General features: G+C 75.8%; 15 protein-coding genes. 8 read left to right on the top strand and 7 right to left on the bottom strand.

Annotation, left to right across the window (positions count from 1 at the left end):
- The first annotated feature begins 73 nt into the window (after window positions 1-73).
- Both macS and V6U77_RS16425 read left to right on the top strand, forming a co-directional pair.
- Window positions 74-1,201 (top strand): MacS family sensor histidine kinase, encoded by a 1,128-nt coding sequence (gene macS, locus V6U77_RS16430; protein ID WP_334607202.1) that lies wholly within the window; start codon window positions 74-76, stop codon window positions 1,199-1,201.
- A 70-nt stretch (window positions 1,202-1,271) separates the two neighbouring features.
- A complete protein-coding gene (locus V6U77_RS16425; RefSeq protein ID WP_334607219.1) occupies window positions 1,272-1,934 on the top strand; it encodes a response regulator transcription factor in 663 nt (220 codons plus the stop codon).
- Window positions 1,935-1,987: 53 nt separating this feature from the next.
- Here the strand turns inward: V6U77_RS16425 and V6U77_RS16420 are convergent, their stop codons facing one another.
- The 3 genes from V6U77_RS16420 to V6U77_RS16410 all read right to left on the bottom strand — a co-directional run bounded on the left by V6U77_RS16420 (window position 1,988) and on the right by V6U77_RS16410 (window position 4,448).
- Complete coding sequence (locus V6U77_RS16420; protein ID WP_334607201.1) at window positions 1,988-2,560, bottom strand: DUF5709 domain-containing protein; 573 nt, start codon at window positions 2,558-2,560, stop codon at window positions 1,988-1,990.
- A 104-nt stretch (window positions 2,561-2,664) separates the two neighbouring features.
- Window positions 2,665-3,390, bottom strand: a complete 726-nt coding sequence (locus V6U77_RS16415; protein WP_334607200.1) for an ATP-binding protein — start codon at window positions 3,388-3,390, stop codon at window positions 2,665-2,667.
- A 59-nt stretch (window positions 3,391-3,449) separates the two neighbouring features.
- Entirely contained in the window at window positions 3,450-4,448 is a 999-nt protein-coding gene (locus V6U77_RS16410) for an SDR family oxidoreductase (protein ID WP_334607199.1), read from the bottom strand.
- Between the two features lie 204 nt (window positions 4,449-4,652).
- On the opposite strand from V6U77_RS16410, the gene V6U77_RS16405 reads away from it, so the two are divergent.
- Window positions 4,653-5,855, top strand: coding sequence for a glycosyltransferase (locus tag V6U77_RS16405; RefSeq protein WP_334607198.1), 1,203 nt, complete (start codon window positions 4,653-4,655; stop codon window positions 5,853-5,855).
- Window positions 5,856-5,877: 22 nt separating this feature from the next.
- Here V6U77_RS16405 and V6U77_RS16400 read toward each other — a convergent pair whose 3' ends face one another.
- The 4 genes from V6U77_RS16400 to aroA form a co-directional block, all read right to left on the bottom strand.
- Entirely contained in the window at window positions 5,878-6,774 is an 897-nt protein-coding gene (locus tag V6U77_RS16400) for a hypothetical protein (protein ID WP_442934443.1), read from the bottom strand.
- Window positions 6,775-6,800: 26 nt separating this feature from the next.
- Window positions 6,801-7,619, bottom strand: a complete 819-nt coding sequence (gene hisN / locus V6U77_RS16395) for a histidinol-phosphatase (protein WP_334607197.1) — start codon at window positions 7,617-7,619, stop codon at window positions 6,801-6,803.
- A 24-nt stretch (window positions 7,620-7,643) separates the two neighbouring features.
- Complete coding sequence (rsgA, locus tag V6U77_RS16390; RefSeq protein ID WP_334607218.1) at window positions 7,644-8,594, bottom strand: ribosome small subunit-dependent GTPase A; 951 nt, start codon at window positions 8,592-8,594, stop codon at window positions 7,644-7,646.
- A gap of 166 nt (window positions 8,595-8,760) precedes the next feature.
- Complete coding sequence (gene aroA / locus V6U77_RS16385; RefSeq protein ID WP_334607196.1) at window positions 8,761-10,062, bottom strand: 3-phosphoshikimate 1-carboxyvinyltransferase; 1,302 nt, start codon at window positions 10,060-10,062, stop codon at window positions 8,761-8,763.
- Window positions 10,063-10,164: 102 nt separating this feature from the next.
- On the opposite strand from aroA, the gene V6U77_RS16380 reads away from it, so the two are divergent.
- From V6U77_RS16380 to rsrA, 5 genes are all read left to right on the top strand, one after another.
- Window positions 10,165-10,872 carry an SOS response-associated peptidase gene (locus tag V6U77_RS16380; RefSeq protein ID WP_334607195.1) on the top strand — a complete coding sequence of 236 codons (708 nt, stop codon included), beginning with the start codon at window positions 10,165-10,167 and terminating at the stop codon, window positions 10,870-10,872.
- 195 nt (window positions 10,873-11,067) lie between these two features.
- Entirely contained in the window at window positions 11,068-11,460 is a 393-nt protein-coding gene (locus V6U77_RS16375; RefSeq protein ID WP_334607194.1) for a WhiB family transcriptional regulator, read from the top strand.
- A gap of 83 nt (window positions 11,461-11,543) precedes the next feature.
- Window positions 11,544-12,158: an alpha/beta hydrolase family protein gene (locus V6U77_RS16370; protein WP_334607193.1), complete on the top strand. Its 615-nt coding sequence runs from the start codon at window positions 11,544-11,546 to the stop codon at window positions 12,156-12,158.
- A 275-nt stretch (window positions 12,159-12,433) separates the two neighbouring features.
- The gene (locus tag V6U77_RS16365) at window positions 12,434-13,273 is read left to right on the top strand and encodes a sigma-70 family RNA polymerase sigma factor (protein ID WP_334607192.1); all 840 of its coding nucleotides are present in this window, start codon (window positions 12,434-12,436) and stop codon (window positions 13,271-13,273) included.
- Window position 13,274: 1 nt separating this feature from the next.
- The gene (rsrA, locus tag V6U77_RS16360) at window positions 13,275-13,562 is read left to right on the top strand and encodes a mycothiol system anti-sigma-R factor (protein ID WP_334607191.1); all 288 of its coding nucleotides are present in this window, start codon (window positions 13,275-13,277) and stop codon (window positions 13,560-13,562) included.
- Window positions 13,563-13,679 lie beyond the last annotated feature (117 nt).

Here is a 13,679-nt window from a genome sequence, read left to right as displayed (position 1 = left end):
TACCGTACGTCAGGGTTTCCCCGGGCGCATCCGCCAGCGGTCGGCCCCGGCCGGCTGTGGCATCGTGGCGGGCGTGCCGACGCCGTCCGGTGGTTTCGAGGTCCCGCTCTGGCGGGCCATCGCCGTGTTCCGGGTGGCCTCCCTGGCGTACGTCTGCGTGCTGGCGCTGCGGGACGCCGACCGGTACGCCCATCCGCTCGCGGCCGGCGGCCTGGTCCTGGTGATGGTGGCCTGGACGGGCGTGACCGCCGTCGGCTACGCCGACCCGGCCCGCCGGCGCTGGCCGCTGCTGCTGGCGGACCTGGGAGTCGTCCTCGGCATCATGCTGGCCACCCCCTGGGTGATCGGGCGGACGGCGCTCGCCGCCGGCGTGCCCACCCTCGCGGTGGCCTGGCTGGCCGGCCCGGTCCTGGCCTGGGCGGTCTCCGGCGGCCGGCGGCGGGGGACGGTCGCCGCCCTGGTGCTCGGCGCGACGGACATCGCCACCCGCGAACGCATCGGCGAGTCCCCGCTCACCGGGGCGATCCTGCTGCTGCTCGCCGGGGTGGTGGTCGGGCACGTCGCCCGGCTGGCCGTGACCGCCGAGGAACGGCTGCACCGGGCGGTGGAGCTGGAGGCCGCGAGCCGGGAGCGCGAGCGGCTGGCCCGCGACATCCACGACTCCGTGCTCCAGGTGCTCGCGCTGGTGCAGCGGCGCGGCGCCCACCTCGACGGCGAGGCGGGGGAGCTGGCCCGACTCGCCGGGGAGCAGGAGGCGGCGCTGCGCGCCCTGATCGGCGGCGTCGCGCCGGCCGTGGCCACCGCCGACGCCGGGCCGGTGGACCTGCGCGGGCTGCTCGGCCGGTACGCCTCGGCGACGATCTCGCTGTCCGCGCCGGCCACCCCGGTGCCACTGCCCGGCGGGGTCGCCCGCGAGCTGACCGCCGCGACCGCCGCCGCCCTGGACAACGTGGCCCGGCACGCGGGCGGGCGCGCCTGGGTGCTGGTGGAGGACGAGGGGGCGACGGTGACCGTGTCGATCCGTGACGAGGGTCCGGGCTTCGCCGACGGCCGGCTGGAGGAGGCCGCCGCCGAGGGGCGGCTGGGCGTCGCCCGGTCGATCCGGGGCCGCCTCGCCGATCTGGGCGGCACCGTGCGGATCACGTCCGCGCCGGGCGCCGGCACCGAGCTGGAACTGACCGTCCCGAGGCCCCAGCGGTGAGCGCGCGGGCGCGGGCGGACCGGACCAACGCGAGCAAGCGGGAGGTGGAGCCGTGACAGGCGTACGGGTGATGGTGGTGGACGACCACCCGATGTGGCGGGAGGGGGTGGCCCGGGACCTCACCGAGGCCGGCCACGTCGTCGTCGCCACCACGGGTGAGGGCCGGCAGGCGGTGCGGGTGGCCGCCGCCGCCCGACCCGACCTGGTGGTGCTCGACCTGCAACTGCCGGACGTCTCGGGGGTGGAGGTGATCCACGGGCTGCGCGCCGCGCTGCCGCAGGTGCGGGTGCTCATGCTCTCGGCCAGCGGCGAGCAGCAGAGCGTGCTGGACGCGGTGAAGGCGGGCGCCACCGGCTACCTGGTGAAGTCGGCGGCCCCGGCGGAGTTCCTGGAGGCGGTGCGCCGCACCGCGGCGGGGGATCCGGTGTTCACGCCCGGCCTGGCCGGGCTGGTCCTCGGCGAGTACCGCAGGCTGGCGGCGGACCCGGGCGGCGCCGACCCGACCGGCGGGCGCGACCCCCGCGGTGCCGGTCCGGCGCCCCGGCTCACCGACCGGGAGACCGAGGTGCTGCGCCTGGTGGCCAAGGGGATGTCCTACAAGCAGATCGCCGAGCGGCTGGGGCTGGCCCACCGCACGGTGCAGAACCACGTGCAGAACACCCTCGGCAAGCTCCAACTGCACAACCGGGTCGAGCTGACCCGGTACGCCATCGAGCGGGGCCTGGACGACTGAGGGCCGCCGGGGGACCCGCCCCCCGAAGGGTTCCCCGGCGCCCCTCGGCCGGCTCAGACCGAGTGCGGCGGGCGCGTCTCGTGGATGGCCAGCTCCTCGGCGCTCGCGCCGCCGCCGGCCGAACCGGCGTCGTACGCCACCGAGTCGGTCTCCTGGTCGGTGTGGGCTCCCTCGTCCGGTTCCACGAGCCGGCCGACCTGGCCGTCGGCGACGCCGCCGAGCTGGCCGTGGTCGTAGAGGGAGACCGGCGAGTCCGGGTCGGACGTGGGTCCCGGGTCGATCACGTCCGCGTCGAGCTGGGCCTGCGCCGCGGCCTCCTCGCTGTCGGCCTCGGCGGCGATGTCCGGGTCGACGGGACCGGCGAGCGGGTCGTCGGCCGGGCGTTCGTGCAGTTCCCGGTCGAGCTTGTAGTCCAGCGACTCGCCGTCGAGCTGCTCCTCGGCGGTGGTCCCGAACCGGTCCACCGCGACCGGCGTCCGGTCGCCCGGCAACTGGGCGGGCTCCGGGCCGTCCGCCTCACGCCCGGTCAGGACGTCGTCGTTGGCGGTCGAGTCGTCGTCGGCGGTGTCGGGCAGGCCCTCCGCCTCGGGGTCGGACACGGGGGTCGGGTACTCGTCGTCGCGCATGGCTGACCACTACCCACTGCCCTCCCGGGATAACCGGCACCGGCCGTGGCCATCCGGGCGGAAGGGGCACGTCGAGGGACGCCGCGACAGGATCGGGGCGGCGGTCAGCCGTGGGTCCCGGCCTCGTCGGCCGCGTGCAGCACGCACCAGACCACCTTGCCGTCCGGCACCCGGGTGCTGCCCCAGCTGCGCGCGACGGTGGCGATCAGCAGCAGGCCACGTCCGCCCGCGATGTCCGGTGGGGCCGTGCCGGTGAACGCCGGTTGCCGCGGCGAGTAGTCGCGCACGGCCAGGTGCAGGGTGTCGTCGCGGGGCGCCAGGCGGACCGTCATCGGGGTGCGCGCGTGGGCGACGACGTTGTTCGCCATCTCGGTGACGGCGATGCAGGCCGGCTCGACCAGCTCGGGCAGACACCAACGCCCGCACCCCTGGGTCACGAGCTGCCGGGCCAGCCGCGCGGCCTCGACGACGGGCGGCAGGTCGGCCTGGACCACCGCGGCCATCGGCGCCTCGGCCAGCGCGGCCGTCGCGGCGTCCAGGGTCGGCCAGGCCGGCGCCCCCTCGACGGCGCCGCTCGGATCGCACAGGAGCAGGTCGGCGGCGGGCCAGTCGCGTACCTCCCGGCGCACCTGCGCGAAGACGTCCAGCGCCGCCGCATCGCGCACCCGCAGGTCGGTAAGGTCGGCCACCACCGGGCCGGGCCGGGCGCAGAGCCGGGCGAGCAGGCCGTCGCGGACGACGCCCACGCCGGAGCGGTCGAGCACGCCGGTGACCCGGAGCACCCCGGATGCCTCGTCCGCCTCCACCCGGCAGCGCGCGTCGGTCGCCATGATCGGCCCATTCTGCACGCCCCGCGCGGAGCGTGCACCCGACCGATCGCCCCCCGGCATCAGCGGTCCGTCCGCGCCCGGCGGGTCATCGCGGCCACCGTCCCGACGGCCGTCCCCGCCGCCGCCAGCCCGAAGGCGGCGGTCATCCGCACCAGGTGCCGCCGTCGGCCGTGCCAGCCGCCCTCGCGCCGCGCCGCCGCGTCGGGGCGGAAGACGTTGCCGGTGCTCTCCGGCCGGGGCGCGGGGCCGAACTGGGTGCGGTGCGCGTACCAGCCGAGGACCCGCTCGGCGAGCGCCGGGGCGAGCCGCCACTGCAGGCCGATCAGCCGGGCGGCCCCGCCGGCGTACGCCTCGCGCCGGGGGCGGCGCAGCAGCCGGACGATCGTCTCGGCCACCACCTCCGGCGGGTAGACCGGGGGCGGTGGCACGAGTTCGCGGCCGCTGTGGTTGGCGGCGTGCCGGAAGAACGGGGTGTCGATGGTGGCGGGCAGCACCGTGCAGATCGAGATGTCGCCCCGCCCGGTGACCCGCATCTCCTGACGGACCGTGTCGGCCAGCCCGCGGATGCCGTGCTTCGCGGCGTTGTACGCCGACTGGTAGGGCATCGCCACCTCGGCCAGCACCGAGGCGTTGTTGACCAGCACCCCGCCGCCCGCCGCGCTCAGGTGGGGCAGGGCGGCGCGGGTGCCGTACGCGGCTCCGAGCAGGTTCACCTCCAGCACCCGCCGGAACTCCTCCACCGGGATCTCGTCGAAGAGCCCGACCGCGCCGACCGCCGCGTTGTTGACCCAGCCGTCGATCCGGCCGAACTCGGCGACCGCACCGGCGGCGAGCCGCTCGACGGCCGCTGGATCGGTCACGTCGGTCGGCACCACCAGCGCCCGTCCGCCCAGTTCCCGGCACCGCGCGGCGACCTCCTCCAGGGCCGCCTCGCTGCGGGCGGCCAGCACCACGGCGGTGCCCCGGCGGGCGAGGGCGTACGCGGTGGCCGTGCCGATGCCGCTGGAGGCACCGGTGAGCACGACGGTGGCGTCGGCGAGGCTGCGGGTCAGAGGCATTCTCCGCCCGTACCCCCATCGGCAGAGGTCATGCGGCCGGCACCGCGTCGGTACGGACACGGCGGCCGGCACCCGGGACAGTTGCCCTCGCGCAAGCACCCGCCGGGCTCTTCCCGATCTGCCAGGTTTCGGCTCCCAGGGGTTCGGTTAATGGGACCCTCTGACCGAGGACCACCGCTTGAGAAGATCGCATGGAGGTGACCCATGCGCGTCGGCCTCGTCTGCGCGCACGCCGGCCCACCCAGGAGCACCGACGGCCTGACCGTCGGCACCTACCAGCACATTGCCCGGGTCGCCGCCGAACTCGCCACGCGGGGTCACGACGTCCGGGTGTACGAACGCCGCGACGACCCGGGTCTGCCGGCGACGTCGACGGTCGACGGCTACCGGGTGGAGCGGGTCCCGATCGGCCCGGCCGCCCCGCTGCCCACCGCCGACCTGGTGCCGCACGTGTCCGCCTTCGGCGCCTGGCTCGCCGACCGGTGGGCTGACGACTGGCATCCCGAGGTGGTGCACGGGCACTACTGGGTCGGCGGTCTGGCCGCCGCGCACGCGGTCCGCGAGACCGACATCCCGGTGGTGCAGACGTTCCACTCCCTCGGCGTCGAGCAGCTGCGCCACCTCGGCCGGCAGTACGACGGCCCGGGGGAGCGGATCCCGCTGGAGCGGGCCCTGACCCGGGCGGTGGACATCGCGGTCGCCCAGTGCAACGACGAGGTCGACGAGCTGACCCGGATGGGGCTGCAACGCGCCTCCGTGGCGATGGTGCCGGCCGGTGTCGACACCGCGCAGTTCCACCCCGACGGCGAGGCCGCCCCCCGTGACCGGCGGGCCCGGATCCTCTCCGTCGGCGGGCTCTCGTCCGGGCACGGCCAGGAGGACCTCATCCGGGCCATGCGGCTGGTCGGCGACGCCGAGCTGGTGATCGCCGGGGGACCGCCCGCCGGGCGCCTCGCCCAGCACGCCGAGGCCCGGCGGCTGCGCGAGCTGGCCGAGCGCAACGGGGTGGCTGAGCAGGTGAAGCTGGTGGGCGCGGTGCCCCACGAGCAGATGGCCACCTGGTACCGCTCGGCTGACGTGGTCGCCTGCACGCCGCACTACTCCTCGGCGGGCCGGGTGTCGCTGGAGGCGATGGCCTGCGGGGTGCCCGTGGTCGGCTACTCCATGGGCGGGATCGCCGACGCGGTGGTCGACGAGGTCACCGGCCGGCTGGTGCCGCCGGGCGACGTCCGCACGCTGGGCGTGACGCTGCGCCGGCTGCTCGCCGACAACGCCGGGCGGTTCGCGTACGGGCACGCCGCCGTGGACCGGGTGCGGTGCAGCTACACCTGGGAGCGGACGGCGGGTGCGCTGGAGCGCCTCTACGAGCGGGTGGTGAGCCGGCGCAAGCCGGTCGAGGCGGCCTGACCCGCCCGGGCGGCCCGGCTCCTCAGGTCGGGCCGCCGGGCACCCCGGCGCCGACCATGCCCCGGTCCCGTTCCCCGGCGACCGCGTGGTGGTGCTGGGGCTCGGCGTACCGGGTGAGACCGATGACCGCCGCGAGGGTGACCAGGAAGCCGACCGCGGCCAGCCACTCCCGTCCGGGCCAGATCTTGTCGTTGAGCAGCAGCAGGCCGACGATCGCGGCGGGCACCGCCCCGGCGGCGTCCATCGCCGCCACGGCGGCCGTGGTCGAGCCGCGCTGCATGGCCAGGCCGAGCAGCAGCTGGCCGACGATCGAGTGCACGATCAGCAGGTAGAGCAGCGGGTTTTGGACGAACGCCTCCGGCGTCGGGGCGGAGGCGAGGGGCCGGGCGGCCACCGCGGCGGCGGAGAACGCCAGCCCGGCCAGCGCGCCGAGCGCCACCGAACCGGGCGCCCCGTGCAGGCGTACGGCGAAGAAGCCGATCACCGCGATCACGGCGAGCGTCGCCGCCAGGGCGATCATGCCGGCGGTGCCGAGCGGCTTGGCGGGCGCGGGCTCGGCGGAGAGCACCAACGCGGTGATCCCGGCGAACAGCAGCACCAGCAGGGCCACCTCGGCGGCCGGCAACCGCCACTTCAGCACCAGCACGCCGAGCAGGGCGGTGACCCCGAGCCCGGCGGCGACGCTGGACTGGACCAGGAAGAGCGGCAGGTCCCGGCGGGCGAGCAGGGCCAGCACGAACCCGGCCACCTGACAGCCGAGCCCGACCAGGTAGGTGCGGTGGCCGGCGAGCCGCAGCAGCAGCCCAGGGTCGAAGGTGTGGTGCACGGTGGTGCGGGCGGCGGCCACCGACTGGAGCAGGTTGGCGACGCCGTACGCGACGATCATGGCCGCGAGGAAGCACCAACCGGAGGAGACCACCTGGCGAGGATAGAGGCTGCCGAAGGTCAGTGCTCGGTTGGCCGACCCAGCCGGGCGAGGATGTCGGCGTGCAGCGCGCCGTTGCTGGCCACGGCGCTGCTCTCGGTGCCGATGTCGCCGGAGGGGGCGGGTCGGCCGGCCAGGTCGGTGAACGTCCCGCCCGCCTCGGTGACGATCGGCACCAGCGCGGCGACGTCCCACAGCGACAGCTCCGGCTCCACCATCACGTCCAGCGCGCCCTCGGCCAGCAGCATGTAGCCGTAGAAGTCGCCGTACGCCCGGCTGCGCCAGGTGTCCCGCATGAGCTGGAGCATCGCGTCCAGCCGGCCGGTGGACTCCCACCCGGTCAGCGACGAGTAGCAGAAGCTCGCGTCGGCGAGGTCCCGGACCGCGGAGACCCGGATCGGCGCGCCGCTGGCGGCGTCCGGCCCGGCGTACGCGCCCTCGCCGAGCGCGCCCCACCAGCGGCGCCCGAGCGCCGGCGCGGAGACCAGCCCGGCGACCGGGCGGTCCCCTTCCAGCAGCGCGATCAGGGTGGCCCACACCGGCACCCCGCGGATGAAGTTCTTCGTGCCGTCGATCGGGTCGACCACCCAGCGCCGACCGTCCGGGCCGCTGGCGGGCTCCTCGCCGTACTCCTCGCCGAGCAGGCCGTCGGCCGGCCGGTGGGCGGCCAGCAGCGTACGGATCTCCCGCTCCACCGCGGTGTCCGCGTCGGAGACCGGGGTCAGGTCGGGTTTCGCCTCGACCAGCAGGTCGAGCGCGCGGAACCGGGCCGTGGAGACGGCGTCGGCGGCGTCGGCGAGCAGGTGGGCGAGGGCGATGTCGTCGGCGTACCCGGGCATGCCTGAACGGTAGCGGCGACCGCCTCAGGACCCGGCGAGCGGGTCGCCGGGATTCCGCTGGTCGGGCTCCCGGGCGTCGCCCTCGCCCGAGCGGGAGGCCAGCAGCCGGCGGTACGAGGCCAGCCGGCGCGCGTCGGCCTTGCCGGCGGCGATCCAGGCGTCCAGGCCGCAGTCGGTCTCGTCCGGCGTGTGCGGGCAGTTGGCGGGACAGTCGACCGTCCCCTCGACCAGGTCGGGGAAGCCGTGCAGCAGGCTGTCGGCGGAGACGTGCGCGAGCCCGAAGCTGCGTACCCCCGGGGTGTCGACGATCCAGCCGGCGGCGTTCCCGCCGTGCTCTGGGTCGCCGGGCGGCGGGGGCAGCCGCAGCGCCACCGCGCTCGTGGAGGTGTGCCGGCCCCGGCCGATCGCGCTGACCGTGCCGACCGCCCGGGCGGCGTCCGGCACGAGGCGGTTGACCAGCGTCGACTTGCCCACCCCCGAATGCCCCACCATGACCGAGATCCGCCCGGCGAGCAGGTCGCGCAGGGCGTCGAGGTCGGAGTCCGGGCGGATCAGCACGTACGGCAGCTCCAGCTCGGCGTAGTAGCCGAGCACCGCCTCGGGGCCGGCCAGATCGGCCTTGGTGAGGCAGAGCAGCGGCTCGATGCCGGCGTCGTACGCGGCCACCAGGCAGCGGTCGATGAAGCCGGTGCGCGGCGGCGGGTCGGCCAGTGCGCTGACGATGACCAACTGGTCGGCGTTGGCGACGACCACCCGTTCGAGCCGTCCCTCGGCGGTGGTCTCGTCGTCGTCGGCGGTGCGCCGCAGCACCGACGTCCGCTCGGCGATCCGGACGATCCGGGCGAGCGCCCCGGTCGCGCCGGACGTGTCCCCGACCAGGCCGACGCGGTCGCCGACCACCACCGACTTGCGTCCCAGCTCCCGGGCCCGCATCGCGGTGACCAGGGGTGCGTCCGGCCCGGCGTCGGGCGGCACGCACGTGTAGCGGCCCCGGTCGACGGCGATCACGAAGCCGTCCACCGCGTCGGAGTGCCGGGGGCGGGTGCGGGTACGCGGGCGCGACGACCTGCCGGGACGGACCCGTACGTCGTCCTCGTCGTACTCCCGCCGTCTGGTCGTCAGGGCGCGCCCCCTCGTCGTGTCAGCTCTTGCCGGTCACCATCGCCGACCATAGTGCCGGAAACTCGGGCATGGTCTTGGAGGTGCACGCCACGTCGCTCAGCTCGACACCCGGCACGGCCAGGCCGGCCACCGCGGCGGCGTGCGCCATCCGGTGATCGTGGTAGGTCTCGAACACGCCGCCGTGCAGCGGCCGGGGCCGGATCTCCAGGCCGTCGGCGGACTCGGTGATGTCGGCGCCCAGCGTGGCGAACTCCCGCGCCAGCGCGGTCAACCGGTCGGTCTCGTGGCCCCGGATGTGGCCGACGCCGGTGAACCGCGACGGCGAGTCGGCGAGCATGGCCAGCGCGGTCAGGGCGGGGGTCAGCTCGCTGACGTCGGAGAGGTCGGCGGTCAGGCCGTGCACGGTGCCGGTGCCCCGGACCGTCAGCCCGGCGGTGGAGAGGGTGACCTCGCCGCCCATCCGCTGCAGCAGCGAGCGGAGCTGCTCGACGGGCTGGGCGCTGCTGCGCGGCCAGCCCCGCAGGGTCACCTCGCCGCCGGTGACCAGGGCGGCGGCGAAGAACGGCACGGCGCCCGACAGGTCGGGCTCGATCTCCCAGCCGCGCCCGGTCAGCGGGCCCGGCTCGACCACCCACACGTCGGGGGTGCCGTCGTCGACGGCCGCGCCGGCGGCCCGCAGCATCTGCACCGTCATCCGCAGGTGCGGGGCGGAGGGCACGGGCGGGCCCACGTGCCGGACCACCACGCCGCGGTCGAAGCGCGGCGCGGCCAGCAGCAGCCCGGAGACCAGTTGGCTGGACGCGGAGGCGTCGATCACCACCTCGCCGCCGGCCACCCGCCCGGCGCCGAGCACGGTCAGCGGCAGGCTGCCGGTGGCGGGGGCGTCCACGCGGACGCCGAGGGAGCGCAGCGCCCCGATCAGCGGGCCGAGGGGGCGGGTGCGGGCCTGCGGGTCGCCGTCGAGGGTGATCCGCCCGTCGGCCAGGCCCGCCACCGGCGGGACGAAGCGCATCACGGTGCCCGCCAGGCCGACGTCGACGTGCGCGGGACCGACCAGGGGGTGGGGGCGCACCAGCCAGCGCTCGTCGTCGCTGATCGACATGTGCGCGCCCATCGCGCGCAGCCCGGCGGCCATCAGCTCGGTGTCGCGGGCGCGCAGCGGCCCGGTCAGGGTCGACGGACCGCTGGCCAGCGCGCTCAGCACCAGGGCGCGGGCGGTCATCGACTTGGACCCGGGCAGGCGCAGCGTCGCCTCGACCGGGTCGGAGGCGGTCGGAGCGGTCCACGGCTGCGGCGGCCGGGTCGCGATCAGGTTCCCCACGGCTACATTCTGCCGCGTCCGGGGCCGGATGAGGCCGGCCGGCGCGCGTGCTCCCGGTCAGCGGGACAGCCGGCCGGCGCGCGGCGGGCTAGCGTGTGCGGCATGTGCGGCAGGTACGCGACGACCCGGAGCGCGGGCGAGCTGAGCGCGCTGTTCGAGTCCCACGACGAGACCGGCGGCGTCGGCCCCGACCACAACGTCGCGCCCACCGACCCGGTGCCGCTCGTGCGGGTCGGTCCCGAGGGCCACCGCGCGCTGTCGGTCGGCCGGTGGGGGCTGGTCCCGTCCTGGTCGCGGTCGCCCGCGGGCGCCGCCCGCATGATCAACGCCCGCGCCGAGACGGTCGCCACCAGCCGGGCGTACGCGGGGGCCTTCGCCCGCCGCCGCTGCCTGGTCCCGGCGGACGGCTGGTACGAGTGGGTCCGCGCGGCGGACGGGCGCAAGCAGCCCTACTACATGACCCCGTCGGACGGCTCGGTGCTCGCCTTCGCCGGCATCTGGTCGGTCTGGGACGGCTCCGGCGCCTCGCTGCTGACCTTCAGCGTGCTCACCACGGCCGCGCTCGGCGAGCTGGCCGAGGTGCACGACCGGATGCCGCTGCTGCTGCCCCGCGAGCGCTGGGAGGCGTGGCTGGCGCCGACCGACGAGCCGGTGGGTCTGCTCGCGCCGCCCGCGCCCGACTGGCTGGCGACGTTGGAGATCCGTCCGGTGGGGACGGCGGTGGGGGACGTGCGCAACGACGGGCCGCGGTTGACCGAGCGGGTCCCGCCGGTCCGCGCCGCCGCGCCGGAGGAGATGACGCTCTTCTGACAGTCGCACACATTGTCGCGTGTGATTTGCCTGAGTTGCGGGCGAAACGTCGCCCTGTCGTTCACCCAGGTTCGCCGTGAAGTCTTGTCCCGGTGTCCGGAAGTGCGATACAACACAGCGCCGGTAGTGGGTGTCGATTCGCACGGGGCGAACGACGCGCACCGATCTTGCCGGTCCCACGGGGGAGGTGGGTGGATGACACGGGCACGTATGCCCCGGCCGCACGAGGTGGCCGCCGCACGACGAGATCCGCGGCTGTTGCGGGCGTTGCGGGAGCGGCGACAGGACGAGGCGTGGCGAACCAGGGGAACCTGCCAGAACGTCGACCCGGAAACGTTCTTTCCGGCGCCGAACGAACCGGCCGACGCGGCCGTCGCGCTCTGCCGAAGTTGTGACGTGCAGGGCTCCTGCCTGGCGTGGGCGCTGGACGTGGGTGACTGCCACGGCGTCTGGGGCGGCACCACCCCGCGCGAACGGCGGGCGATGCTGGTCGCCTGGCGCGACGAGGTGCAACCGGATCCGGACGCCGCCGGCGAGGCGGGCCCACCGGTCCGCGACCGGCTGCTCACCCTGGTGCCGTTGAGCTGACCGTCGGCTGAACCTGTCGCAGCCGGCCCGCCGTCTCGGCGGGCCGGCCGCCCGTCGTGCCCCGCAACCCGCAGAATGGGCCGGTGCCGCAGGACGACGACATCGCCACCCCACGCGGGCCCGCCCGGGTCGACACCGACCTGCCGTCGGGCACGCCGAGCGCCCTGCTGGTGCTCGGCCACGGCGCGGGCGGCGACGTCGACGTCCCGGACCTGCGGGCGCTGCGGGACGCGGCGGTCGACGCCGGCCTGGTGGTGGCCCGGGTGACCCAGCCCTACTGCGTCGCCGGCCGGCGCGCGCCGGCTCCGGCGGGGCACCTCGACGAGGCGTGGAGCGCCGTGCTCGCCGTGCTGCGGCAGCGGCACCCCGGCGTACCCCTGCTGGTGGGCGGGCGCTCCAGCGGCGCGCGGGTGGCGTGCCGCACCGCGCGGGCGGTGGACGCCGCCGGTGTCGTCGCGCTCGCGTTCCCGCTGCATCCGCCCGGCCGCCCGGAGCGGTCGCGGGCGGCGGAGCTGGCGACCGGCCTGCCGACCCTCGTGGTCAACGGCGACCGTGACCCGTTCGGGGTGCCGGACCCGGGGCCGGGGGTCCACGTGGTGACCCGCCCCGGGGAGCGGCACGACCTGCGGGTCGACCCGGCCGGCACGGCCGCGGTGGTGCGCGACTGGCTGCGCGGTGGGGGCTGGGCGCGAGGCTGAGCGCCGCCCTCGTGGTGGGGCGGCCCGGCGCGGGAGCGGGCCCGCGGGCGGCGGGCGCTCCGGCGGGCCGTGTCCGCCTGCCGCGGCGGGTCGTTGCATCGGATGGCGCCGGACGCCCGGTTCGGGCGGGCGGCGCCGGTCCTCCCAGGCCCTTCCTGGTCCCAGCGCCGGCCTCCGGCGCCGGGACCAGGAACGGGGGAGGCCCAGCGGAATGCCTCGCCCGGTCGGGGGCGTTGCACCCCCCGGGACGACATTTCTGGCGAGGGGGGAGACCGGTGCCGACCGAGACGCGGGTCCGGGAGCGCGACGAGCGGGGAGCGCGGCAGCTACGACGGCTGCTGGGCGGCCCGGACTGGCCCGCGGTGGTGCCGCCGGTCGGATCGACCGCGCTGAGCACGCCCACGGTGAGTACGAGCACACCCGCCGGAAGTGAATCTGTGGGCACGTCCGTACGCGTATCCTCGGCGGGACAGCATCCGACGCGAGGGGATGTGCGGTTGACCACCGAGAAGACGGACGAACGCAGGGCCCGCTTCGAGCGGGACGCGATGCCCTTCGTCGATCAGCTCTACGCTGCCGGGCTGCGGATGACCCGCAACCCGGCGGATGCCGAGGACCTGGTCCAGGAGACCTACCTGAAGGCGTACGCCGCCTTCCACCAGTTCGAGCAGGGCACGAACCTGAAGGCCTGGCTCTACCGGATCCTGACCAACACCTACATCAACTCCTACCGCAAGCGGCAGCGCCAGCCCATCCAGGCGCCGACCGACGAGATCACCGACTGGCAGCTCGCCGAGGCCGAGTCGCACACCTCCAGCGGCCTGCGCTCGGCCGAGACCGAGGCGTTGGACCGGCTGCCCGACAGCGACGTCAAGGAGGCCCTCCAGCAGCTGCCGGAGGAGTTCCGCCTGGCCGTCTACCTCACCGACGTCGAGGGCTTCTCCTACAAGGAGGTCGCCGACATCATGGGCACGCCGATCGGCACGGTGATGTCGCGCCTGCACCGCGGTCGACGTAATCTGCGCAAGCTCCTCGAGCAGTACGCCGCCGAGCGGGGCTTCAGCGCCGCGGCGTCGAAGAAGGGCTCGACCGCTTCCGCCGGCCGGGAGGTCTGACATGAGCTGTGGAGATCCGCACGAGACGGACTGCCGAGAGGTCCTCGCGGAGGTCTACCTCTACCTGGATCTGGAGTGCGCCGAGGAGCGGCGCACGCTGATCCGGCACCACCTCGACGAGTGCGGGCCGTGCCTGCGCGAGTACGGCATCGAGCAGGAGGTGAGGGCGCTGGTCGCCCGGTGCTGCGGCAACGAGACCGCGCCCGACCAGCTGCGGGAGCGGCTGAGGGTGCGCCTCACCGAGCTGGTCGTCTTCGAGAGCACGGAGTCGAAGGAACTGACCGACTGAGGGTCGGATGGGAGACGGCGGTCGCCGCCGCACGGAGAATGACAACGGTGGGCCGGGGCGTGGCCGCCCGGGCCAACGGCGGACGCGCTGCCTCGGCCCCACCGGGGCACGGGGCCC

This window comes from Micromonospora sp. CPCC 205546 (assembly GCF_036902715.1).
Classification (GTDB): Bacteria; Actinomycetota; Actinomycetes; order Mycobacteriales; family Micromonosporaceae; genus Micromonospora.
The sequence above is the reverse complement of the archived record's forward strand: the minus strand, read 5'-3'. Positions and strand labels throughout refer to the sequence as shown.